Here is a 22,457-nt window from a genome sequence, read left to right as displayed (position 1 = left end):
TCAACCTTTGACAGCACCACCGGTCAGGCCGGCGACGATATATTTCTGGGCAGCGAGGAAAAACACGATGGCGGGCAGGATCGTCAGGGTGACGAAGGCCAGTGTGCGGTTCCATTCGGTGACGAATTCACCGCGGAACTGCATCATGCCAAGCGGCCATGTGAAGGCTTCGCGCGAGTTGAGCATGACCAGAGGCAGCAGGAAGTTGTTCCAGCTCTGGACGAAGACGAAGACGCCAACGGTGGCGAGGATCGGTGTGGAAAGTGGCAGGGTGAACCGCCAGAAAAACCGGATATAGCCACAGCCATCGACATAGGCGGCTTCGAACAGTTCACGCGGGAGCTGTTCGAAGAAGGTGCGGAACAGCAAAATCGCCAGCGACAATCCAAAGGCGGTTTGCGGCAGAATGACCGACCAGTAGGAATCCAGAAGGCCGATATCGCGCACCTGAATGAACAGCGGCAGGATGGCGGTTGCAAACGGGAACATCAGGCCCAGCAGCAGATAGGAAAACAGCATCCGCGATCCGAAGAAGCGGATTTGCGCGAACACATAGGCCGCCGCCGCCCCTACCAGAAGAGTGAGGATCACCGCCGAAACCGAAATCAGTAGCGAATTGCCCAGATAGCGCCAGAAAGCCGGATCGGACGCGATGGCGTTATAGAATTCGAAATTCCAGCTTTCGGGCAGGCCAAAGGCGCTGGTGCGGATTTCGGCATTGGTTTTAAAGCCGCCAAGAGCGGTGGCAAGCAGGGGGGCGATGACGAAACTGGCGATGATGCACAGTATGGTCACGCGCAGAAGATTGCGCAGGAAGGATTTGCTTGTCATGGCTTTTTCCCCGGCGACATGGCGGCACGTTGATAGAAAATGGCAACGGCAACTGCCGTGATGAACAGGACAATCCCGATGGCACTGCCAAAACCGATGCGCAGACGTGTCAGGCCGAAGGTGTAGAGATAGGTCACAATGGTGTGGCTGGTGTTGGACGGGCCGCCATTGGTCAGCGGGATGATCACGTCAAAGACCTGAAGGGCGCCGATGATGGCGAAAAAGGCGCTGACGATGATGGCGGGCTTGATCAACGGGATTTGCACATAGCGCACGATATCAAACGGTTTTGCGCCTTCGATGCGGGCGGCTTCGATCAGATCGCGGGGCACGCCTTGCAGGGCGGCGATATAGATCATCATGTGGAAGCCGAAATATTTCCAGACGATCACGGTCATCACCGCGACAAAAGCCCAGTCACGATCCGCCAGAATGAAGAAGGGTTCGAGCCCGAAGGCACCCCCAACCGATGCCGTGACGCCATAATGGCCATCGAAAACGAAGCTCCAGATCAGGCCGGCGGCGACTTCGGCCAGAATGTAGGGCACAAAGAAGATCAGCCGGAAAAGGGCGTTGGTCGGTGTTTTCTTATAGATCAGAAGGGCGAGAAACAGGGCGAGTGGCATTTGGACCAGAAGCGATACCAGAACGATCTTGATCGTGTTCCAGATCGCCGAATGGAACACGGAATGCCCCATCATCTGTTCGAAATTCTTCAGTCCGACATAGTCGGTCGGTTCGCCATATCCGTTCCAGTTAAAAAACGCGAAATAGCCCGACTGAAGCAGGGGCAGGATGACAAACAGGCTGAACAGGATCAGGGCAGGCGGCAGCAGCAACACAAGGGCCGCGAATTTGCCATTGGTCAGGACGTTTCTTGTGCGCTGGGCCAGCGAAAGGTGCGGCGGGGCGTGGGGGATGGTCGGCATGGGCCGCCTCCGAAGCAGGTATCAGTGGAGAAGGCGGGGGCGTTGCCCAACCCGAAATCGGGTTGAGCCAGACGCCCCCGAATACAGGGCCAGGAATTACTGGAAGTCCCAGGCTTCCTGAATCTGGGCCGCGGCTTCTTCGGGGGTGATGACTTCCTGTGCCAGATCGGCGGAAATATCATTCACCGTGGCGCCGACGGACGCCCCGAGATACTGGTCAAGGAATATCTGGTGATAGGAAGTTTCCGACAGATCGCGGGCGACCTGTTTGAAGAAGGGGTTATTGATCGCGTCATCGCTTCCCTTGACGATCGGGATGAAGATCCCGGCCTTGGCGGCTTCGCGCTGATATTTGGCGCTGATCATGTGCTGCAGGAAATCAGCAGCCTCGTCAGGTGCATTATGGGAAACAGCCCAGCCATTGATGCCGCCGAATGTCGCATCGGCGCCGGCTTCGTCGCCATCAATCATCGGGAAGGGCATGATGGCCAACTGGTCATCAGACAGGCCCTTGCCACTTTGGGAACGCGCACGCGACGGAAGGTAATCCCAGTCCCCCATCAGGTGGAAAGCGGCCGCGCCATCGCCGAACATGCCGCTGGCCTGTTCATAGCTTGTGCCCATCATGCCCGACTGGAAGGGTTCGAGCTTGACCAGTTCCTGAAAGGTCCGGCCCGCATTGACGAAAGGCTCTGACTCGAAATTCTCGCCGTCATCCTGCATGGCTTCGTTAATCGCATCCGCCCCGCCATAGCGCAGCGCGAGATAGGCCCAATAGAAATGCAGCGGCCATTTATCCTTGCCCCCGGCGACAATCGGGGTGATGCCGGCATCCTTGATTTTCTGAACCGCTTTAAGGAAATCATCCCACGTTTTGATCTGGGTGTGATCCACACCCGCCTTGGCGGTCAGGTCTGTATTGACCCAGAAGACGACCTCGGTCGCATAGATCGGCAGGCCGTAAATCTTGTCCTCGACCGAATAGGCGTTGACCGCGGATTTGGGAACGGTATCAAGGAAATCGCTGTTTAGCAGGCCGGAGATGTCTTTGAGGAAGCCGGCCTTTGCCTGATCGGCCAGCGTCTGACCGCCCCAGCTATAGAAAATGTCGGGGGCGGCATCGGATTGCAACAGGGTCGGCAGTTTGCTTTTATAGGCTTCGTTGGCGAGATATTCGAAATTGACTTTCACGCCGGGATGGCTGGCTTCGTAATCTTTGCCGATAGTCGACAGATATGCCTTCTGGGCCGGATCGCCGGTTTCAACGCGCAGAATATTGATGGTGGTGTCCGCCTGTGCGGCGACGGTGCACAGACTGCATACGGCAATGCCGACAGCGCCAAACATATGTTTCATTGGTTCCTCCCGGGGGCTGCTTCTGCAACCTTTTGTTGATGTATTTTAGGACGAGACGATATTCAGTTGCTTTTCTGAGGTACGTACGTCTTTGATGAACGTACCTCAAAAGAGAGGAATTTAAAAGTGCCTGTTTCAGATTTTGTTCTAGGGGAGGTTGTCACGCATGAAAATATCGATGCGGATACGTTCCTGCGCATTCAGGAACGGACGGCCGTCAACCAGTGCCTTTAGCACACGCACGGCACTTCTGGCTTCGTGGCCGGGGTCCTGATTGATGACGGCGTCAAAGATGCCGTTTTGCAAGGCGGTCCGGGTATGTTCGGTCAGTTCGTGGGCGACCACCGGGATTTTTCCGGCCTTACCGGTTTTTTCAAGAGCGCGGATAACGCCACGATTGCCCGCCCCCAAGCTGTATAGTGCGACAATATCGGGATTTTGTTCAATCATTTCGCGCAGCAACAGTTCCACCCGGTCGGAATTATCGAGACCTTCGATCGCGGGCAGGATCGAGAAATGCGGATACTCGTTGCGGATGATCCGTTCAAAGCCATTGCGCCGTTCCATATGGTCGCGCAGCAGCATTGAGCCTGCTATGACCGCGATTTTCCCCGATGGCGCATGACAGAAACGGCCAAGCAATCCGGCGGCAGTCCGCCCGGCGACTTCGTTATCGATCCCGATGAAATGTTCGCGTCGGGATGTCGGATGGTCACTGACCAGGGTCACGACATGGATATTGTTTTCCTGCAATCCCTCTATGGCCTGATGCACGGCTTGTGATTCTGTGGCGACAACGGCGACACCGTCGAATTTCTGATGGCCAATGGCATCAAGCACCTCTGCCAGGGCAACGCCATCGAAGGCCCTGACCATGATGGTTTCGATTTCTATGCGATCAAGCGGCCCGTGTTCGGCAATTTTGCCGACTTCCTGCTCCAGTCCACGCATGAAGGTATTGGGGCCTTTGGGCAGGATAAAGCAGAACCGGTAAAAGCGCTTTTTAGAAAGGTTGGCGGCGGCGATATCGCGTTCATATCGCAGTTTTGCCATGGCTTCTTCGACCTTGCGCGCGGTGACCGGCCGCACGCCGCTTCGGGCATTTAAAACTCTGTCAACGGTGGCAAGACTAACCCCGGCTTCGCGGGCAACGTCATGAACGGTCGGACGCGACGCCATATTGGTCTCCGGATTGGGTTTTCACCGATGAGGTTTTCAGAAGCCTGACCCTAACTTATGAAATAGTTCTGTTAAATCCAATATATTCAAAGATGTCGCGATACATCGGGATCCTAGGCATTTTTCTTCTTTTTATCGGGAGCCTTTTTGACCGTATCGGGTTTGCCTGTCCGATCCTCTGCCGGCAGGAGGACATGGAAGGTTGTGCCTTTGCCCATTTCGGTTTCAAACCAGATGCGCCCGCCATGCTTGATCTGGACGATGTCATGGGTGATGGCGAGGCCCTGACCCGTGCCTTTGCCGACTTCCTTGGTGGTGAAAAACGGGTTGAAGATTTTGGACCGGTTTTCCTTGGCGATGCCAGTTCCGTTATCGGAAATGCTGATCAGGACACTGTCATCAAGGAAGGTGGTTTTGATTTTGATCTCGCCTTCTTCGGGGGATCGACCGGCGGCGTCGATTGCCTGCGCGGCATTAACGATCAGGTTGAGAAATACCTGATTGATTTCGTTGATGTGGCACGGGATATGCGGCAGTTCCGGTTCGTAATTTTCGACGAGCTGCGCGTAATGTTTCCATTCATTGCGCGATATGACGGTGACGTTTGACAGGACCCGGTTGATATCGGTCGCGGTTTTTTCCGCCCCGCCCGGATGGGAAAATTCCTTCATCGACAGGACGATACGCGCAACCTGATTGATACCATCAAGGGATTGCTGGGTCGCATGCGGGATTTCATCAAGCAGGAATTCCAGATCGGCATCGCGCATTTTGCGGGCAAAATTGTTGAAGGTGTTTTCCGGCAAACGATCACGATTTTGCCAGAGCGTTTGCAGCGCCAGCCCCAGAATGCGTGACAGCGCCCCGTAGCCGTCATTGAGGAATTTCAGGTTGTCGCGGATATACTGGCTGGGCGTGTTGATTTCATGCGCGATCCCGCCCGCCAGATGGCCGATGGCTTCGAGTTTCAATGCCTCACGCAGTTCACCTTCGAGTTTTTGCTGCGATTCTTCGGCCTGTTTGCGGCGCGTGATATCGCGGAAAATATAAAGGTAGCTCATTTCGCCGGTAAAGTTGGCGGGGCTTACGGTGATTTCCATCGGGAAGGTATCACCATCAAGGCGTTGACCCATGGTTTCGGTATAGTCATAGCGTAGCGTGCCGCTGCTGATATTGATGCAGCGGTTCAGCAGTTTGTGGCGCACCGTCGATTTGCGGTCGACAAAAAGGGCGTCGACCGACAGGCCGAGCATATCGGTCATCGTGCCGCGCAGAAGGTTAAGGGCGGACTCGTTGCAGTCACAGATCATCCCCGCACCATCAATGACCAGAATGCCTTCGACCACGCTGTTAAGGATGGTTTTCAGCCGCTGATTGGCTTCGGTTTCACGTTTCTTCTGTTCGTTCAGAAGGGCATGGATCTGCTTGAGAGCCTCGGGGCTGACATCAAGCTGATTGATCGCATCAAGAAGATCGTCGGTCCCCGCCGAGTCACTGGCAGGGTGAATGACCTTGAGATGATCGTCGTTATGCCGCTTGTCTGTCATGCCCGCGGTTCCGTTATTCAGTTATTGGTCGAAGGGCGGGAGCCGCCGCGGCGAATACGGATCGGTTCACGAAATTTGTGGATCTGCTGGAATACGCGCAGGCGTTGCAACTGGACTTCGGAAACGTGATTGCCGTGAGTCAGCAGGATGTGGCCTTCGACGGTTTCGATATCCGTCATCAGAAAGTCGTGTACCCGCAACGACTTGAGATAGACATCCTGTTCACGTCCCTTGGGGTGGGCTTCGATATCGTAGGAGTCGTCAACAATGGCAAGAAGGTCGGATATCTGACCCAGAAGTTCGGGGTCATAGCGGTGCGGATGTTCCTGCAATTCATCGAAATTCTGGGCGAGCGGCATGTCGCTGGTGCTGAGTTCGGCAAGATCATTGAGGATGCGCAGCACACGCGCGCCAAGCGGGATATCCTTGCCCTTGGGGCTGTCGCCGACCGGAAAGCCCGATCCGTCGAAGTTCTTGAACTGCAGATAAACAATTTCGCCGATATGGTGCAGGCGCGGAATATTGGCGATCAGCTGCTTGCCGACTTCAGGCGTGCGTTTCAAAAGATCGCGTTCCAGCGGTTGCAGAACCTTGCCCATCGCCAGACGGGCGAGGGTATCAGGTGGCAGTGATACCATACCGATCGGCGCAAGCAGGGCTGCAAGACCAAGTTCCCACGGCTGGGGATAGCCGATATCGCGCGCAATCATGTCACACCATGCTTTCACCCGCATGGAACGCCCGAATATCAGGGGGTTAAGCTGTGCCAGAACATCGGTCAGAACCTTGACGCTGCCAGCCAGTGTCTGTTCAAGCAGATCGCGTTCCGCCGTGATCAGGTGATGCTGGCGAATGGCATCATTGATCCCCTGTTCGAGGACCTCGTCATCGCAGGGTTTGCTGAAGAACCGGAAAATCTGGCCGCGATTGATGGCCTCGACCGCGGTGTGCTGATCGGCATTGCCGGTCAGCATCATGCGGACGGTATCGGGGCTGACCCGGCCGATTTCGGTCAGAAGTTTGACACCATCCATGCCGGGCATGCGCATATCGGCGATACAGACGGCAAAGGGACCGTCTTCCATCAGGATACGCAGGGCTTCCTCGCCGCCGACTGCAATTTCGAAATCGAATTTGCGGCGCATTTTGCGCTGCAGGGCGTGAAGCAGGTTTCTGTCATCGTCGACGAATAGGACTTTGCTTTTTTCCATGGCCGCGGGTCTTTACTGGGTCAGGGTTTTATATTTGTCGGCTACAACGCGTGCGATCTTGTGCCATTCATCAAGCTGGTCGGCCTTGCCGATACCCGCCAGGTAATCCATGTCGATATGGCTTTCGACTTTCTTGCCGGTTTCGTTGGCGGCAACCTGTCGTGTGAGGTCCTGGGCGACATAGATCGCGGTCAGAACATTCATTTCGCGATGGGGCGTATCCATCGGTCGGTGATGATAGGCAACCGCCTGAACCACCGGGGCGGGGAAGCCCCACAATCCCAGAAGATAGGCACCGATTTCCGGATGACCTGCGCCGAACTGTTCAATTTCGGCCTGCTCGATGGGAATATGATCTTTTTCAACCCTTGCAATCACCTTGGTCATTTCTTTGTTGCGATTGGCATAAAGGATCAGACTGCCGACGTGGCTGAGCATTCCGGTCGAGGGGACGGCCTGACATATAGGGCGCGGCAGTTTTTCATATTCGGCGATCAGGGCGGCAGTAACGCCGATCTGCTGGCTGCGATGGCAAAGGCGCAGCAGATTGTCGGCTTCGCTTTTGGGGCCGTCAAAGCCGCGGAAAATGCCAACGAAAAGTGCCAGGGCCTTAAGCGTTTCGGTGCCGATCATCCGCACGGCATGGGAAACGGAACTTATTTTCTGGGCGATGGCGAAATAGGCCGAGTTGGTCAGTTTCAGGACTTCGGCGGTCAGCGCGATATCGGATGAAACGATCTGGGTGATCTGTTCCTGCGAGATTTTCGGGTCTTCGAGGGCCTTGACCAAGCGAAGATAGGTATCGGGCGGGGAGCTTAGCGTATCGATGCTGGCAACCAGCGAACGCAATTCCGGACGGGAAAGCAGACCGCGGAGATCCAGTGCATTTTCGATGGTTTCGATCAGAAGCGAATCCTCGCACGGTTTGGCCAGATACTGATGGGCGGGGCCGACGGTCCTGAGGACGGCTTCTTCTTCGGCGAAGCCCGACAGGATGATGCGTGTGGCATGCGGATGTGTTTTTTGAAGGGTGCCAAGCAGTGTTGCCCCGTCCATGCCGGGCATGCGCATGTCCGATACGATGACATCAATCTGCATGCTTTTGGAAAGTTCCAATGCTTCGGCCGCACTGGTTGCAAAGACCATCTGCCAGTCGGGTCGCATGCTGCGCAGGCGCCTGCGCAGGCCGTGCAGGATGTTCTCGTCATCGTCAACGAACAGAATCTGATTCATTAATCGGGCCCATGCATCGATTTCGGCGTTTGATGCCAACTATGGATTTGGTGATTTTGCACGCCGGATCAAAGGTATCGGACAGCAATTAATTAAAGTTGTGCCCGAAAATTTTTGCACGTTACAGATTATGTCACCGAATGTGCCAGGGGCAACCGGCCCCCAAGGCAGCCGGTTTTGCCAGGAAACGGCGGCAAGACAGGTGTCAGATTTCCGCGTATCTGTGCGGATAGGCAGGTTTGTTTGCGATTTCTCGCATCAACTTGTTGGAAAGCGGCGTGAAAATGCCAAGATGTCATATTGTGTCAGAAAATTAGCGGTGAAGCCCGGCTATCATAAAGCTGTAACCGTTCCAAAACTGTTCCGGGCCAGAAGATCATCGGGGGATCGATCCTAGAAAATGGTTTCACGTACAGAGCTGATTGAAGCGATCAAAAAGCATCAGCGATATGTATTGAAGCAACCTGGCGGCAAGCGCATGCAGCTTCGCAACGGGAACCTTTCGCGTATCAAGATGAGCAAGATCAGCCTTGATGACGCGATCATGCCAGGATCGAACTTTATCCAGGCCGTGATCAAGGATGTCAGTTTCAATTTTTGCGATCTTTTCGGGACCAATTTTGTTGAAGCCGATCTTGAAGGGTCAAGCTTTGTGCGGGCTGATTTGCGCGGGGCGAATATGGCACGGGCCAAGTTGCGCAATGCCAACCTCAAGGGGGCGGATCTTCGATCCGGTGTGATGATCGTGATGGATGCCGGGCGCGAACGCCGGGTCAAACGGGCCACCGATCTTGCCAATGCGGATATGGAAGGATCGATGCTGGTGGGGGCCAATCTGGCGGAGGCCAATATGTCGGGTTCGAACCTGATGGATTCCGACCTGAGCGATGCCAACATGTTTGCCGTCAATCTTGCGGGGGCGGATTTGACGGGCTGCAATCTTTCGGGGGCCAAGATGAAGAACGCCAACCTCAAGGGGGCGAAGCTTCAGAATGCGGTACTTTCGGGAACGGATTTAAGCGGCGCCAATCTTCGAAATGTCGACCTGAACGGTGTGGATCTTTCGCAGGCCAATATCGTCAACAGTCTGGGCAGCAAGGCGGTCGCCCCCCTGCCGGATGATATTCGCGATCTGGTGAATGCGCATAGTGAATGGCTTTCGAGCGGTGGCCAGCAGGGCAAGCCGCTTAACGCGACGGGGCGTGATCTTTCGGGGATGGATTTTTCGGGGCTGGACCTCTCGGCGGCCTGTTTTGACGATTGCGTCCTGCGCGGGGCATTGTTTATCGATACCATTCTTGCCATGGCATCTTTGCGTGGGGCGGACCTCAAGCTTGCGAAGCTTAACAGTGCGACCCTGAACGGGGCACGATTGAACGGGGCGAACTGCCAGAAGGCAATTTTCCAGGGGGCACGGTTTGGCGCGGTCGAGCAGCGTGACGGCCATGGCCACAAAACCGGGGTGACGTGGCATGCAGACCTTAGTGGCGCGGATTTTTCCAAGGCCGATATTCGCAATGCGATCTTCACCAATCCTAAAATGGCCGATGTCAAAATGATCCGCACCAATATTTCGGGCGTTGCGTTTGGCGATACGGATCTGAGCGGTGTTGATTTCCAGGGGGCGAATGTCGGCGCGATCCTGAGCGGGAATTTGCCCGATCATTCCTGAGCAGAACCGGTACCTCCGACAGCAAAAAAGCCGCCTTCGTATGAAAGGCGGCTTTGATTTATTCAGGCTGTTTGGATCAATCAGCTGCGATAATCGGCATTGATCGAGATATAGCCATGCGTCAGATCGCAGGTCCAGACGGTGGCCTTGCCATCGCCAAAGCCGAGATCGACGTCGATATCGATATACTGGCCCTTGATGTGGGCCGCGACCGGGGCTTCGTCATAATCGGCAACGCGTTCACCGTTTTTCGCAAGAACGATGCCGCCGATTGAAACGGTCAGTTTGTTTGGGTCGGCCTGAACGCCGCATTTGCCGACCGCCATGACGATACGGCCCCAGTTGGCGTCTTCACCGGCAATCGCGGTTTTGACCAGCGGGGAGTTTGCAATCGCCTTGGCGGTGATTTTGGCTTCTTTTTCGCTGATGGCGCCAGTGACATTGACGGTGATGAATTTCGAAGCCCCTTCGCCGTCGCGCACCACCTGATGGGCCAGATCACGCATCACGTCTTCAAGGGCGGTTCTGAAACCGGCCAGCGCCGGATCATCAATACCCGAAACGGTGGCATTTCCCGCCTTGCCGGTTGCGGCCAGAAGGACGGTATCGGATGTCGAGGTATCGCTATCGACCGTAATCGCATTGAACGACCGGTTGGTGCAATCGGCCAGCAGCGCCTGAAGCAGGTCATGGGGCACGGCGGCATCGGTAAAGATGAAGCCCAGCATGGTGGCCATGTTCGGCTCGATCATGCCTGAACCCTTGGCAAAACCGGCAATCGTGACCTTGGCACCATGGATGGTGGCGGTGGCCGATGCACCCTTGGGGAAGGTATCGGTGGTCATGATCGCCTTGGCGGCATCAAGCCAGCCGGATTGGTTCGCCAGAAGGTCGGGCAGGGCATCGGTAATGCGGTTTGCAGTGGTTGGTTCGCCAATCACACCGGTGGAGGCGGTGAAGATTTCGGTCTTGTCGCAACCCAGTGCCTTTGCGGCGGCTTCGACTTTGTCTGCGACGAATTTTTCGCCTGCCTTGCCGGTGAAGGCAACCGAGTTGCCGGCATTGACAAAGAATGCGCGACCGGTGCCGCCCTTGAGTGCTTCGCGTCCCCAGCGAACTGCGGCCGATGCCGTGGTCGAGGTGGTGAAGACACCCGCGACCTGTGTGCCCGGTTCCAGTTCGGCCAGAAGGACATCGGGGCGACCCTTGTATCGGATGCCAAGGGTTACGGTATGCAGTTTGACACCGGAAATTGCCGGAAGATCGGGAAAACCGGCCGGAGCCAGCGGAGAAAGCGAAGTCGCAACCATCTGTTCAATTTCCTTCGTTGAACGTGATCAAGCCATTAATTCAAAGGTAGCGCATTTGGAACGGTTGGATGATAAAAAAACGGGGTGAAGCCCGATGGCTCACCCCGTTCTGGATCCCAGCTTTGAAACCGGTCAAGCCGTACGGCTTAGTTTTTCGGGGTTTCTGCGCTGTCGTCTGCGGCCGGGGCTTCGGTGTTGTTCACCACCTCGGCATCGGATCGGAGTTCCTCAATCAGGTCCTGAACGGCCTGCTGGGTTACTTCGGCTTCCATCTGCTGACGGATTTCTTCAAGGCTTGGCTGGACGCCGTCCTTTTTCTCTTCGACCAGGATCACGTGCCAGCCGAACTGGGTCTGAACCGGTTCTTTGCTATAGGTGCCCGGCTCCATCGAGAAGGCTGCCTCGGCGAACGGTGCGACCATGTCGCCCTTGTTAAAGAAACCAAGATCGCCGCCATTCGGGGCGGACGGGCCGGTTGATTTTTCCTTGGCGAGTTCGACGAAATCGGCACCGCCATCAAGTTCGGCAATCACGGCTTTGGCGTCTTCTTCGTTTTCCAGAAGGATGTGACGCGCGTGAACCTGCGGCTCCGGCTCGTTGGTTTTGATGAATTCGTCGTAATGGGCCTTGATCGCGTCGTCGGTGACTTTCTCTTCGATTGCGCGCTCAAGATAGGTTTCGGCAACGATACGGCGTTCAAGGGCTGCGAGCTGTTTCTTGACCTCTTCGTCGTCTGCAAGACCCGCGTCCTGACCGGCAAGCATCAGCAGGCGCTGATTGATTTCGCGGTCGACAAGCATCGGCTTGAGCATTTCAAACGGGAGCTGGCGATACTGTTGGGGCAGGCCCTGTTGCGTCGCGCGCACTTCGGATTCCAGGATTTCCTCGCCATTGACGGTTGCCAGAACCTGGTCTTCGGCCGGTGCAGCGTCCTGAGCCATAACCGGGCTTGCAAACATAACGGTCGCAAGTGACGCAGCGAGTAGGGTTTTGCGCAGCATATTTTCTCCAGACTTTCATTTTAGGGGGATTTTGCCCCATGCCTCACCCCACGGATAAATCACATCCGTTCGTGACACACAAGGGTTCCCCTCGGGTGTCACGGTTTTTTCAAAGCAATCTGGCTAAAATGTGAAATGCTGATGTAGCGCGGAAAACATAATAGCCGCGAATTGGGGGGCTTTAATGTTCTTCCCTGATGGGTTGTGGCGCAGATCGGCAAATGACAGCTAGGCACGAACGTCAAAAAAGACTTCGCCAACAGTGCCGGTGCTGCCGTCATCACGTTCAAAACCGGCACTTGCCGCGAGAACACCACCGACCAGTTTCTGATCAAGCGGGGTGATGAAAGTCAGATCAATCGCGGAAATTCCGGCATCGGCTAGATTGGTGGTCGAACCATCAGCGCGCAGCAGAATCAGGGACGAAAAAACATCATCGTTGCTGTCGATCCGGCCATCTTTGTTGCCGTCATATTTGGCAAGTTCGGCAAAGCCGTCTTTTGCACCATTCTGATCTCCGAACAATTCGGTGCCATCATTGATGATGCCGTCATGGTTGCGATCAAGCGCAAGCAGGGCGTCATTCCCGGTGATCCATGCGGTTCGGTCCTGCGTGCCATCACCATTGATGTCAAATATCCTGCCGTCTTCTAGGCTGGTGATGTCGATCCCGTTGCCGTCAAGATCAAGGATCAGCGGGTCCTGCTGGGTAATGCCGATGATTTCAACGCGGATCTGTTCGACGCGGGCGTGAAATTCGCTGATCGAGATGCTGCCACTGCCAAGGGCGTCGGAAAAGCGGGCTTCGATCTGTTTCATATCGATACGGATGCTTTGCGACACCATCGAAAAGGCCGCACTGCTGCCGCGTTCGGCAAAACCATTGGCCAAAGCCAGACCAAAATCACGCGCCATGGCGGCGGGGCTGCCATCAATACCGGCAGCAGCCGCCATATCACCCTCAAGCCCCTTGGTCAGGGCATTGGCCATTTCACGGGCCTCGGCCGGGGGAATGCCCAGCATGGCGAGTACGATGAAAGCATCGCGGTTCATTCTTGTCGCCGCATCGCCAAGCGTTGCGCCGACGGCACCGGTCAGTTTTTCAATTGCCGTTGGGGGCACAGGATTGGAAAGGGCACCGTCGCCGAGTGTTTCATCAAGGCGCAGATTGATCCGCAGGCTTTCATCGATCTGATCGATGATGCGGCGTCCTTCCCGAACATTTTGCGGTTCCGGGGACGGGCGTTTTTGCCGCGTGTCGGGCTGAATGTCGGCGGCCGAAACACGACGGGACGTTGCCAGCAAATCGGCGGATCGTCCCTGGGTGCTGTTATTAAACGACGGGTGTCCAAACATTCAGCGCCTCCTTCCTGAAGGGCTGCGGGACGGGAGCGGCAATTGCGACCCCATCCCGTGCTGCTATGGTCAGGCCAGAACGTCCTGTTCCTGGCTTGGGTCAATTACGGAAACGGTTTCACCGTTCGGCAACTGGAAGGTGGCACCGTTTTCATCCTGTCCGAAACGGCCCATCGGCATCAGCATGTCGACCGACAGTTTCAGCATCGGATCACCAGAACCGTCTTCGGCCATGGTTTCGGTCACGCCACGTACGACCAGGGTTGCCTGTTCCATGATCTGGGCATTGAGTTTCGCCATGCGGCTGGCGAGAATTTCCTGCATGCTGGCATCTTCGGTGGTGCCATCTGCATTTTCTTTGCCCTCGGCTGCCGGTGCGGCCCCTGTGGTATCAAGCATCAGATCACGGATGAATTCGGCGACTCCGCTGCCTTCCATGTCAAACAGAAGACCGCCATTGCCCGCACTGGCCGGATTGCCGAGCATATCGACCAGATTACCGCCGCCAAGGCCGTTCATGACGGCGCCAAGCGCACCCATCGCAGCCCCCATGCTGTTGCCGATGGCAACGGCTTCGGTTCTGACGATCTGAACCTTGGACGCCTCGTAGTTGAACGAGAATTCGCCGGTTTCGCTGTTGATGTTGATATCAAGGGACTGCATCGCCATCATCGCGGACTCGGAAACCCCGACACCGGCACCATTCGCCCCGGCATAAGAGATTTCGGTGCGCGAGTGACTTGCGATGGCCTGCTGGAAGGAGAAATCGATCTGGCCGTCATCAGCAGCCATTTCGCGGATTCCCTTGAACATCGCGTTGGTTGCGGCAAGGGCTTCCTTGTCATCCATTCCGGCCAGTTTGAACATTTCGACCATGTCATCCTTGATCAGTTCAAGGGCAGCGTCGAGCGCCTTGGCGAAAAGTTCATCCGTGGTCATCGGTTCGGATGTCAGAGATTTTGAACCGGCAGCCTGCAACGGGTTTTTATCCGCATTGCGTGCAGCAACGGCATCTTCGGACAGATCTACAGGATCAACAATCGGACGCTGTTTCGAGCCGGTCTGTGTCGCACCGTTGCCCGAAGGATTCCCGGATGTGGCAATCGGCTGACGCGTATCGGTCAGTGAAGACTGTCCCTGTCGAAAGGGATTAAGCGTGGAGAAATCCACCATTTCCTCCTCCTGAGGCTTCTTTCGCGCAAGGGGGTGAACCCTGACATGTCGCGAAAAAGATGAGCTACTTGCTCTCTAATTCAAAGTTGAACACCGATCATACGTGTTTTTTGCGATTTCCTCAAGCATGAAGGAAGTGACATTCGCGAGTACAGGCAAAGGTTGTGCAAGTCGGCCCCTTTGGCCCGGACTTTTGGGGGTCATAACAGCCCGAACATTAGCGATAATGGTTCGTTCCGTTGACAGATGGCAGACAGGGTTCTATCTGTGATCGGGCCTCGGTATATAGCCGTTGCCCCATAACTGTTTTTTCATTTGTTCAGGAACGTTTTAATGCTCGGCGTAATTGCCCGGAAAATTTTCGGTTCAGCTAACGATCGTGAAGTCAAAGCCCTGCGGGCCACGGTCGAGCAAGTCAATGCCCTGGAACCCGAAGTCGAGAAGCTTAGTGACGACGAACTGCGCGCCCGTACCGATTGGCTGCGCGAACGTCTGTCGAAGGGCGAGACTCTGAAGGATATTCTTCCTGATGCATTTGCCACCGTCCGCGAGGCGGCCAAGCGTGTCCGCGGCGAACGTCATTACGATGTCCAGCTTATGGGTGGCATGGTTCTGACACTTGGCAAGATCGCCGAGATGAAAACCGGTGAAGGTAAAACGCTTGTTTCGACCCTTCCGGTTTATCTGAACGCGATTGAAGGCAAGGGCGTTCACGTTGTTACGGTCAACGATTACCTTGCGCGTCGTGACGCGGAATGGATGGGGCAGGTATACGGCTTCCTGGGGCTGAGTGTTGGCGTGATCATGCATGGCATGACCGATGACCAGCGTCGTTCAGCCTATGCGTGCGACATTACCTATGCCACCAATAACGAGCTGGGCTTTGATTATCTGCGCGATAACATGAAGTTCCGCCTTGAAGACATGGTGCAGCGCCCGTTCAACTTTGCCATCGTCGATGAGGTTGACAGCATCCTGATCGACGAAGCGCGTACCCCGCTGATCATTTCCGGCCCGGCCGAAGACAGTTCGGAACTGTATCGCGCGATTGATGCGCTGATCCCGAAACTGACCGAGGACGATTACGAGAAGGATGAAAAGGCACGCGCCGTCACCCTGACCGAAGATGGTACCGAGAATGCCGAACAGCTTTTGCAGCAGATGGGCATCCTGACCGAAGGCACGCTTTATGACGTGGCCAACGTGCATCTGGTGCATCACGTCAATCAGGCGCTGAAGGCGCACAAGCTGTTTCAGAAGGATACTGATTACATCGTCAAGGACGACAAGGTCGTGATCATTGACGAGTTCACGGGGCGTATGATGGAAGGCCGCCGTTATTCCGATGGTCTGCATCAGGCACTGGAAGCCAAGGAAAAGGTCAAGATCCAGAACGAAAACCAGACTCTGGCTTCGATCACCTTCCAGAACTATTTCCGTCTTTACCCGACGCTTGCGGGGATGACCGGTACGGCGATAACGGAAGCCGAAGAGTTCGAGGAAATCTATAACCTTCAGGTTGTTGAAATCCCGACCCATCGCCCGATTGCCCGTAAAGACGCCGATGATGAAATTTATCGGACGGCCAAGGAAAAATGGAACGCGATTGCCGATCTTCTGGAAGATTGCCACAAGCGCGGCCAGCCGGCCCTTGTCGGCACGGTTTCGATTGAAAAATCGGAAATTCTTGGCGCTTTGCTGAAAGAACGTAAAATCCCGCACGAAGTCCTGAACGCCAAGCAGCATGAACGCGAAGCGTTCATCGTGGCACAGGCCGGTGCGCCGGGCGCGATCACGATTGCAACCAACATGGCCGGTCGCGGGACCGACATCAAACTTGGTGGCAACGTTGAAATGCGTGCCGAGATCGAGCTTGCCAATATCGACGACGATGCAAAGCGTGCCGAGGGGATCGAGCGGATCAAGGCCGAAGTGAAGGCCGATCAGCAGAAGGTTCTGGATGCGGGTGGTCTGTTCGTGATCGGTACCGAACGCCATGAATCGCGTCGTGTCGATAACCAGCTTCGCGGTCGTTCCGGTCGTCAGGGTGACCCGGGTGGTTCGAAATTCTTCCTGTCGCTTGAAGATGACCTGATGCGTATTTTCGGGTCCGAGCGCATGGACGGGATGCTTCAGAAGCTTGGCCTTCAGGAAGGCGAGGCGATCTATCATCCGTGGATCAACAAGGCGCTTGAAAAGGCACAGCAGAAGGTCGAGGCGCGCAACTTCGACATTCGTAAGAACGTGCTGAAATTTGATGATGTCATGAATGACCAGCGTAAGGTCATTTATGAACAGCGCCGCGATCTGATGCAGGCCAAGCATGTTGCCGAAGATGTGGCCGACATGCGCAGCGAAGTCGTCGAAGACCTCGTGACCAAATACTGCCCGGAAAAGGTTTATCCGGAACAGTGGGAAGCGGCCAGCCTGCATGAAGAATGCACGCGTCTGTTTGGCCTTGATCTTCCGGTGACCGACTGGGTCAAGGAAGAAGGCATTGATGTCGAAGTCATGCGCGAGCGGATCGAGCAGGCGGTTGAAAGCAAGATGGCAGCCAAGGTTGCCAATTATGGCGCCGATATCATGCGCCAGGTCGAAAAGAGCCTTGTTCTTCAGCTGCTGGATCAGACATGGAAAGAGCATCTTCTGGCGCTTGATCACCTGCGTCAGGGTATTGGTCTTCGCGCCTATGGACAGCGCGATCCGTTAAACGAATTCAAGCGCGAGGCGTTCAACCTGTTTGAAGGTATGCTGGTGACATTGCGTGAACGTGTGACCCAGATGCTGTCGCATGTTGAATTGCAGTCCACCCCACGCCCGGAAGACCTTGAACCACGCCGCGCACCGCAGGAAATGCACGAAAATCACCCGGAACCCGAAACCATGGCGGGTGAAGGTGGTGACAGTGCAACGGTCCATTCGCGTGCGGCATCGGGTAATGTTGACCCCAACGATCCTTCGACATGGGGCCGTGTTGCACGTAACGCCGCATGTCCGTGCGGATCGGGCAAAAAGTACAAGCATTGCCACGGTCAACTGGCGTAAGCCAATCTATGTGGGTTTGATTTGCAAAACGCGTCGTTTTAAACGGCGCGTTTTGTTTTATGGTCGGGGTTTTATGCGCTTGTTACTGTGTCGAAAGTAATGGCGCAGTTTGCATCTTTCGTGCGGCCAGAAATTCCCGAATGGGATCCAGCACGGCCCGGTTTTCTGTCAGTATACTGCCGAGTGCAATCAGGGTTCCGGCGTGGCCGGTGTCGTCGATTTCAATCAGTTTTGCATCCGGGGCGAGTTCCGCCAAGCTGCGGGAATTGCGGGGGTAGACCGTATGATCACGCGTACCCGTGATCAGAAGCATCGGCGGCATGTGTGACAGGTCCTGTTCGACCGGCTGGCTTTGGGCAGCAGGGGTTTCGCCAAAGGCAATCCGGGTTGCCTTAACATCGTAGGGATAGAAATCATAAGGGCCGGAAAGCCCGATGATGCCTGCAATGTCGTTAGACGACATTGCCACAGATGCCAGATAGGACTGATCGGCCACCAGTTGAACCGCGTTATAGGCCCCCGCAGAGTGACCAGCCAATATCATCGGGATTGCGGTGATGTGGTCGGGATGTTGATCGCCGTACTGCTTCATGAAGGCGAGTGCCCTGGCGCCGTCTTCGATGAATTCCGGGAAACGGATTTGGGGCACCAGCCGGTAATCGGGGATCGCCACCGCGTAGCCCATATCGGTAAAGCGTTTGGCGACGAAGGCGTATTTTGCCTTGTCACCCGAATCCCACGATCCGCCATAAAACCAGACGATCAGGGGGTCCGGTTTTGAGCGGTCAGGCGGCAGATAGAGATCAAGTTTCTGGCGTTCATCATCGCCGTATCGCAGGTCGGCAACAGTCGGGTGATAGTCCCCTGCCTGCAGGTGATTGAATGCGGCGAGTTTGTCGCAGGCCGCCAGAAACAGGGCTGCGATCAGGGCATTTGCCGTCAGTTTGAGTACGCGCATTGTCACCGTAAAACAGATATTATCGATTTGGATCTAAAGCTTATACGCAAAAGCCCGCCATCGGGATTTGTTTCATTTCAAGGGTGTTAGACGTGCATCGCAATTCGGGTTTGATGACTTTGGCAAGAACACTGGTTGTGATGCCGGTTCTGATCGTCTTTTCATCTGCGGCATTCGCATACAATGACAATGAGGCTTATGAAGCCGCGATTGCCGGTATGGCAGAAAATCCGCAAGCCGCAGAGAAGGCGGTTAAGGGCCGGTCGGACGGTGTCGGATTGCTGGACCGGATGTTGTTTTTATACGCCTTCAAGGACCAGAGCCCGGCACGCGATCGTGAAATCGCCGCCTTGCAAGACCGAGTCAATGAAGACGTCATTCCGTTGACTGACGAGCTGGAACGCAGTGTGCTGGGGGACTTGCAAAGCTTTGACGGATCAATTGAAAGCATGTTGCCGACGATCACGCTGGCGTCGAGCAGCGGTTATGCGAATACGGATTCCGCGTTTTACGCCATTCCCTGTGCGATTTTGCAGCGACAGCCGGGGCTTCTGGATGCAACCCGACCGACATGGGGTGGCAATCGCGACAATTTCATGCCGCGTTCGGGGTGCCAATGGGGGCGCGGGGCGGTTGCGGGCTATCCAACCGCGTTGATGGATGCCTATGTTGATGCGGCTTATCTGGCCAGTGGGGATATGTTTGCCCCGGAAAACGGAACGATACGTTTTGCGCATATGGCGGGGCAAAGTCACGATCTTGAGATGGCGATGCTAAAGCCTGATGAATTGCCGTCTGCCCCCACGGGATCGCGTAAACCGTTCGAGGTCTGGTCGTATCTTTCGCCCACCAACCGGGATGTTTTCAACGCGATTGAAGCCGCGCGGATACCGGCGCAGGATGCATTGATTACCTATTGGGTTTCACGCGGCGAAAGCCGGGATATGGCGGTTAAAATCGCCCGCGATACCCTGTTTTCCGTGGTGTATGGGGCCGATTGCGATACGCCGGTACCGGTTGATGCGATGCGTGTGATGTTAATCGAAAACCGCCCGGTTGCGGATATTGCGGCGATGGCAACGCGCGGTGCGGGGCAGGATGGAAACCTGTTTGCCCGATGTGCGGCGTACGGGGGTATTGACCCGTTATTGCATGTTACGGTGATGCGATCCGACAGTGCGGAAATCCTCGATATTTTGTCGCAGAACGGCTATTTCGCCGATATCGAGGCACACAATGATTTTGGCAAAACCGCCTTGATGGCCGCCGCCCAGCAGGGCAACAGCCCGGCGGTAAGATGGTTGTTGGACAAGGGGGCGGATGTTCAGGCGCGGACAAATGCCACGGATAAATGGGAATATCCCCGCCATGGGGAACGAACCGCATTGCATTATGCCGCGGCCGCAGGGGAGGCTGCGGTCGTGAAGATGCTGATTGCGGCCGGGGCCAAAACCAATGCGGTTGATGACGAAGGATTTTCGGCGCGCGATTACCTGATCGGGCGGGAAGATTTGCCGGGGAATACGACGGTTTCGAACGAAGATCGTGCGATGATTTTGCGATTGCTGGACGGGCAAAAGGGTTGAGCCGATTTCGGTCAAATGCGGCACTTGGCGAAAGCAGACTTGCAGGATAAAACAATCGCATGAGCATTCAGAATCCAGATAGAGGCTGCATGTCGGTGGACCTGCGGCAGGGGAAAATCCCGGAAAGAACGGTGTTTGTCAGTGCGGTGGCGCTGGTGGATGCCGATCATCGCGTGTTGATCGCCCAGCGCCCCGAAGGCAAATCGATGGCGGGGCTGTGGGAGTTTCCGGGTGGCAAGGTCGAGGCAGGCGAGACGCCGGAAATGGCATTGGTGCGCGAGCTTAAGGAAGAGCTTGGTATCGACATCACCGAAAGCTGTCTGGCACCTTTTACCTTTGCATCATTTACCTATGACGATTTCCATCTGATGATGCCGCTTTATCTTTGCCGGGTCTGGAAGGGGGAGATTACCCCGATGGAAGGCCAGCAGGTCAAATGGGTGCGCCCGATCCGGTTGGGTGATTATCCGATGCCGCCGGCCGATGTGCCGCTGGTGGCAATGTTGCGCGATTTTCTGTGACGATCCGGCCGGTGTCGCCGGTCGTACCAAATGACGAATTCAAGTTTGCGGGGTTGTGATGTCTGAAGCGGTTCGGGCCTGTCTGATCATTATCGGCAATGAAATCCTTTCGGGGCGAACCCATGACAAGAACCTGCCCTATCTGGCGGAAGAACTGAACAAGCTTGGCATTCGGTTGGCGGAAACCCGTGTCATTCCCGATATCGAAACCACGATCATCGAAACGGTCAATGAGTGCCGGGCAAAGTTCGATTATGTCTTTACCACCGGGGGCATTGGTCCGACCCATGATGATATTACATCACCCTGTGTCGCGCGGGCCTTTGGGGTCGAGATTGAACTAAACGCACAAGCGCATGAATTGCTGAAAAGCCATTATGAAAATCCGGCTGATCTGAACGAGGCGCGGCTTCGCATGGCGCATATTCCGGTCGGGGCAGAGCTGATTGATAATCCGATATCCAAGGCACCGGGTTTCCGGATGGAAAATGTCTATGTCATGGCCGGTGTGCCGATGATCATGCAGGCGATGTTCCAGGGGATCAAACATCAGCTGACCGGCGGGCGACCAATGGTTTCGCGGTCCATCGGGGGGTATATCCCCGAAGGCACGATTGCCAAGGTGCTGGGTGAAATCCAGCATGATTTCCCCGATACCGATATCGGGTCCTATCCGTTCCTGCGTGAGGGGAAATTGGGCACGACGCTTGTGGTGCGGGGCGAAGAGGCCAAGGATGTCGATCTGGCATCCGAGCGCATCCGGGCTGCGATCACAGAGCAGGGCCGCGAGGTTATCGAGGATAGCGGCGCGGTTTCGTAACGCGTGGATTGCGATTGATCATTTTGGCGATGCTATAATTCCGGCTATGACAATCCGATGATGTCGCGTTGGAGGAACCAGCATGACGGGCAAGTCAAACGACACGGATGAAATTCGTAACAGCAAGGCTGCGCGCGAAGCCCGTTCCATTATCAAGTTCATGATCGAACATACCGCCTATGGCGGGTTCGGGGCGCTGGTATTTGGCTCCTTGGTGCTGTTTTTTGACATTGGCGGGATTTATAGCCTGGCCATGGCATCACGTGATGCGCCGATCTTTATCATGCTGCTGTTTTTCGGGTTGTTCATTACGTTTGGCGGTATCAGCCTCGGCATCGGAATCATGAATTTGGGCGGGTTTTCCGATAATGACAACTATGACGACGAACGAAAAAAGCATCGTGATGATCGGAACGGATCATAAAAAAGGCGCTGATGATTTCAGCGCCTTTTGCCATCTAGCGAATCGCGATCAGGGCCGATCCGCACCACTGCGCGAACGCAGTATTTTGGCGATGATCATGCCGCCGATCCAGAATGCCAGCGGCACGACAAAGATATAGTCAAACATCGGGTGCGTGGTATCGCCCCCGGAAATTGCCAGAATATAACCAACCCACGCCGCGGTCAGAAGATAGCCCATGATCTTGAAGTAATGACCATTGGGCAGGCCTTTTTTTGCGGATTGTTCGGGGTTGGTTGGTTGGCCTTTATCGGCGGTCATCGGGA

The 22,457-nt window shown here is 55.4% G+C and carries 19 protein-coding genes; 6 read left to right on the top strand and 13 right to left on the bottom strand.

Going from position 1 to position 22,457, the window contains the following annotated elements; translation table 11 throughout:
- From J7395_RS03205 to J7395_RS03175, 7 genes are all read right to left on the bottom strand, one after another.
- Positions 1-831 carry a carbohydrate ABC transporter permease gene (locus J7395_RS03205; protein WP_209220496.1) on the bottom strand — a complete coding sequence of 277 codons (831 nt, stop codon included), beginning with the start codon at positions 829-831 and terminating at the stop codon, positions 1-3.
- Positions 828-1,760 carry a sugar ABC transporter permease gene (locus J7395_RS03200; RefSeq protein ID WP_209220495.1) on the bottom strand — a complete coding sequence of 311 codons (933 nt, stop codon included), beginning with the start codon at positions 1,758-1,760 and terminating at the stop codon, positions 828-830. The genes J7395_RS03205 and J7395_RS03200 overlap by 4 nt, the downstream gene beginning before the upstream one ends.
- A 96-nt stretch (positions 1,761-1,856) precedes the next feature.
- On the bottom strand, positions 1,857-3,116 hold the full coding sequence (locus J7395_RS03195) for an extracellular solute-binding protein (RefSeq protein ID WP_209220494.1): 1,260 nt from the start codon (positions 3,114-3,116) through the stop codon (positions 1,857-1,859).
- A 147-nt stretch (positions 3,117-3,263) separates the two neighbouring features.
- A complete protein-coding gene (locus J7395_RS03190; protein ID WP_209220493.1) occupies positions 3,264-4,295 on the bottom strand; it encodes a LacI family DNA-binding transcriptional regulator in 1,032 nt (343 codons plus the stop codon).
- Between the two features lie 113 nt (positions 4,296-4,408).
- Positions 4,409-5,842: an ATP-binding protein gene (locus tag J7395_RS03185; protein ID WP_209220492.1), complete on the bottom strand. Its 1,434-nt coding sequence runs from the start codon at positions 5,840-5,842 to the stop codon at positions 4,409-4,411.
- Positions 5,843-5,859: 17 nt separating this feature from the next.
- Positions 5,860-7,053: an HD domain-containing phosphohydrolase gene (locus J7395_RS03180; protein ID WP_062951253.1), complete on the bottom strand. Its 1,194-nt coding sequence runs from the start codon at positions 7,051-7,053 to the stop codon at positions 5,860-5,862.
- A 12-nt stretch (positions 7,054-7,065) separates the two neighbouring features.
- Complete coding sequence (locus J7395_RS03175) at positions 7,066-8,286, bottom strand: response regulator (protein WP_062951398.1); 1,221 nt, start codon at positions 8,284-8,286, stop codon at positions 7,066-7,068.
- A gap of 400 nt (positions 8,287-8,686) precedes the next feature.
- Between J7395_RS03175 and J7395_RS03170 the strand changes: the two genes are divergently transcribed.
- Positions 8,687-9,958 carry a pentapeptide repeat-containing protein gene (locus J7395_RS03170; protein WP_209220491.1) on the top strand — a complete coding sequence of 424 codons (1,272 nt, stop codon included), beginning with the start codon at positions 8,687-8,689 and terminating at the stop codon, positions 9,956-9,958.
- Positions 9,959-10,038: 80 nt separating this feature from the next.
- Here the strand turns inward: J7395_RS03170 and argJ are convergent, their stop codons facing one another.
- From argJ to J7395_RS03150, 4 genes are all read right to left on the bottom strand, one after another.
- Entirely contained in the window at positions 10,039-11,268 is a 1,230-nt protein-coding gene (gene argJ / locus J7395_RS03165) for a bifunctional glutamate N-acetyltransferase/amino-acid acetyltransferase ArgJ (RefSeq protein WP_062951261.1), read from the bottom strand.
- Positions 11,269-11,414: 146 nt separating this feature from the next.
- A complete protein-coding gene (locus tag J7395_RS03160; protein WP_062951262.1) occupies positions 11,415-12,269 on the bottom strand; it encodes a peptidylprolyl isomerase in 855 nt (284 codons plus the stop codon).
- Positions 12,270-12,497: 228 nt separating this feature from the next.
- Entirely contained in the window at positions 12,498-13,625 is a 1,128-nt protein-coding gene (locus J7395_RS03155; protein ID WP_209220490.1) for a hypothetical protein, read from the bottom strand.
- Positions 13,626-13,694: 69 nt separating this feature from the next.
- Positions 13,695-14,798, bottom strand: a complete 1,104-nt coding sequence (locus tag J7395_RS03150; protein WP_209220489.1) for a hypothetical protein — start codon at positions 14,796-14,798, stop codon at positions 13,695-13,697.
- A gap of 333 nt (positions 14,799-15,131) precedes the next feature.
- On the opposite strand from J7395_RS03150, the gene secA reads away from it, so the two are divergent.
- Positions 15,132-17,843 (top strand): preprotein translocase subunit SecA, encoded by a 2,712-nt coding sequence (gene secA, locus J7395_RS03145; RefSeq protein ID WP_114109496.1) that lies wholly within the window; start codon positions 15,132-15,134, stop codon positions 17,841-17,843.
- Between the two features lie 82 nt (positions 17,844-17,925).
- Here the strand turns inward: secA and J7395_RS03140 are convergent, their stop codons facing one another.
- Positions 17,926-18,801 carry an alpha/beta hydrolase gene (locus J7395_RS03140; RefSeq protein ID WP_209220488.1) on the bottom strand — a complete coding sequence of 292 codons (876 nt, stop codon included), beginning with the start codon at positions 18,799-18,801 and terminating at the stop codon, positions 17,926-17,928.
- A gap of 92 nt (positions 18,802-18,893) precedes the next feature.
- Here J7395_RS03140 and J7395_RS21040 point away from each other — a divergent pair, with 92 nt between their 5' ends.
- The 4 genes from J7395_RS21040 to J7395_RS03120 all read left to right on the top strand — a co-directional run bounded on the left by J7395_RS21040 (position 18,894) and on the right by J7395_RS03120 (position 22,152).
- Positions 18,894-20,387 (top strand): ankyrin repeat domain-containing protein, encoded by a 1,494-nt coding sequence (locus J7395_RS21040; RefSeq protein WP_209220487.1) that lies wholly within the window; start codon positions 18,894-18,896, stop codon positions 20,385-20,387.
- An 89-nt stretch (positions 20,388-20,476) separates the two neighbouring features.
- Positions 20,477-20,908, top strand: a complete 432-nt coding sequence (gene mutT, locus J7395_RS03130) for an 8-oxo-dGTP diphosphatase MutT (protein ID WP_062951283.1) — start codon at positions 20,477-20,479, stop codon at positions 20,906-20,908.
- Between the two features lie 58 nt (positions 20,909-20,966).
- Positions 20,967-21,728, top strand: coding sequence for a molybdopterin-binding protein (locus tag J7395_RS03125; protein ID WP_209220486.1), 762 nt, complete (start codon positions 20,967-20,969; stop codon positions 21,726-21,728).
- An 82-nt stretch (positions 21,729-21,810) separates the two neighbouring features.
- Positions 21,811-22,152, top strand: a complete 342-nt coding sequence (locus J7395_RS03120) for a hypothetical protein (RefSeq protein WP_114109500.1) — start codon at positions 21,811-21,813, stop codon at positions 22,150-22,152.
- A 48-nt stretch (positions 22,153-22,200) separates the two neighbouring features.
- Here J7395_RS03120 and J7395_RS03115 read toward each other — a convergent pair whose 3' ends face one another.
- Positions 22,201-22,452 (bottom strand): hypothetical protein, encoded by a 252-nt coding sequence (locus J7395_RS03115; protein WP_209220485.1) that lies wholly within the window; start codon positions 22,450-22,452, stop codon positions 22,201-22,203.
- Positions 22,453-22,457 lie beyond the last annotated feature (5 nt).

It is taken from the genome of Thalassospira sp. A3_1 (assembly GCF_017744215.1).
Taxonomy (GTDB): Bacteria; Pseudomonadota; Alphaproteobacteria; order Rhodospirillales; family Thalassospiraceae; genus Thalassospira; species Thalassospira lucentensis_A.
The sequence above is the reverse complement of the archived record's forward strand: the minus strand, read 5'-3'. Positions and strand labels throughout refer to the sequence as shown.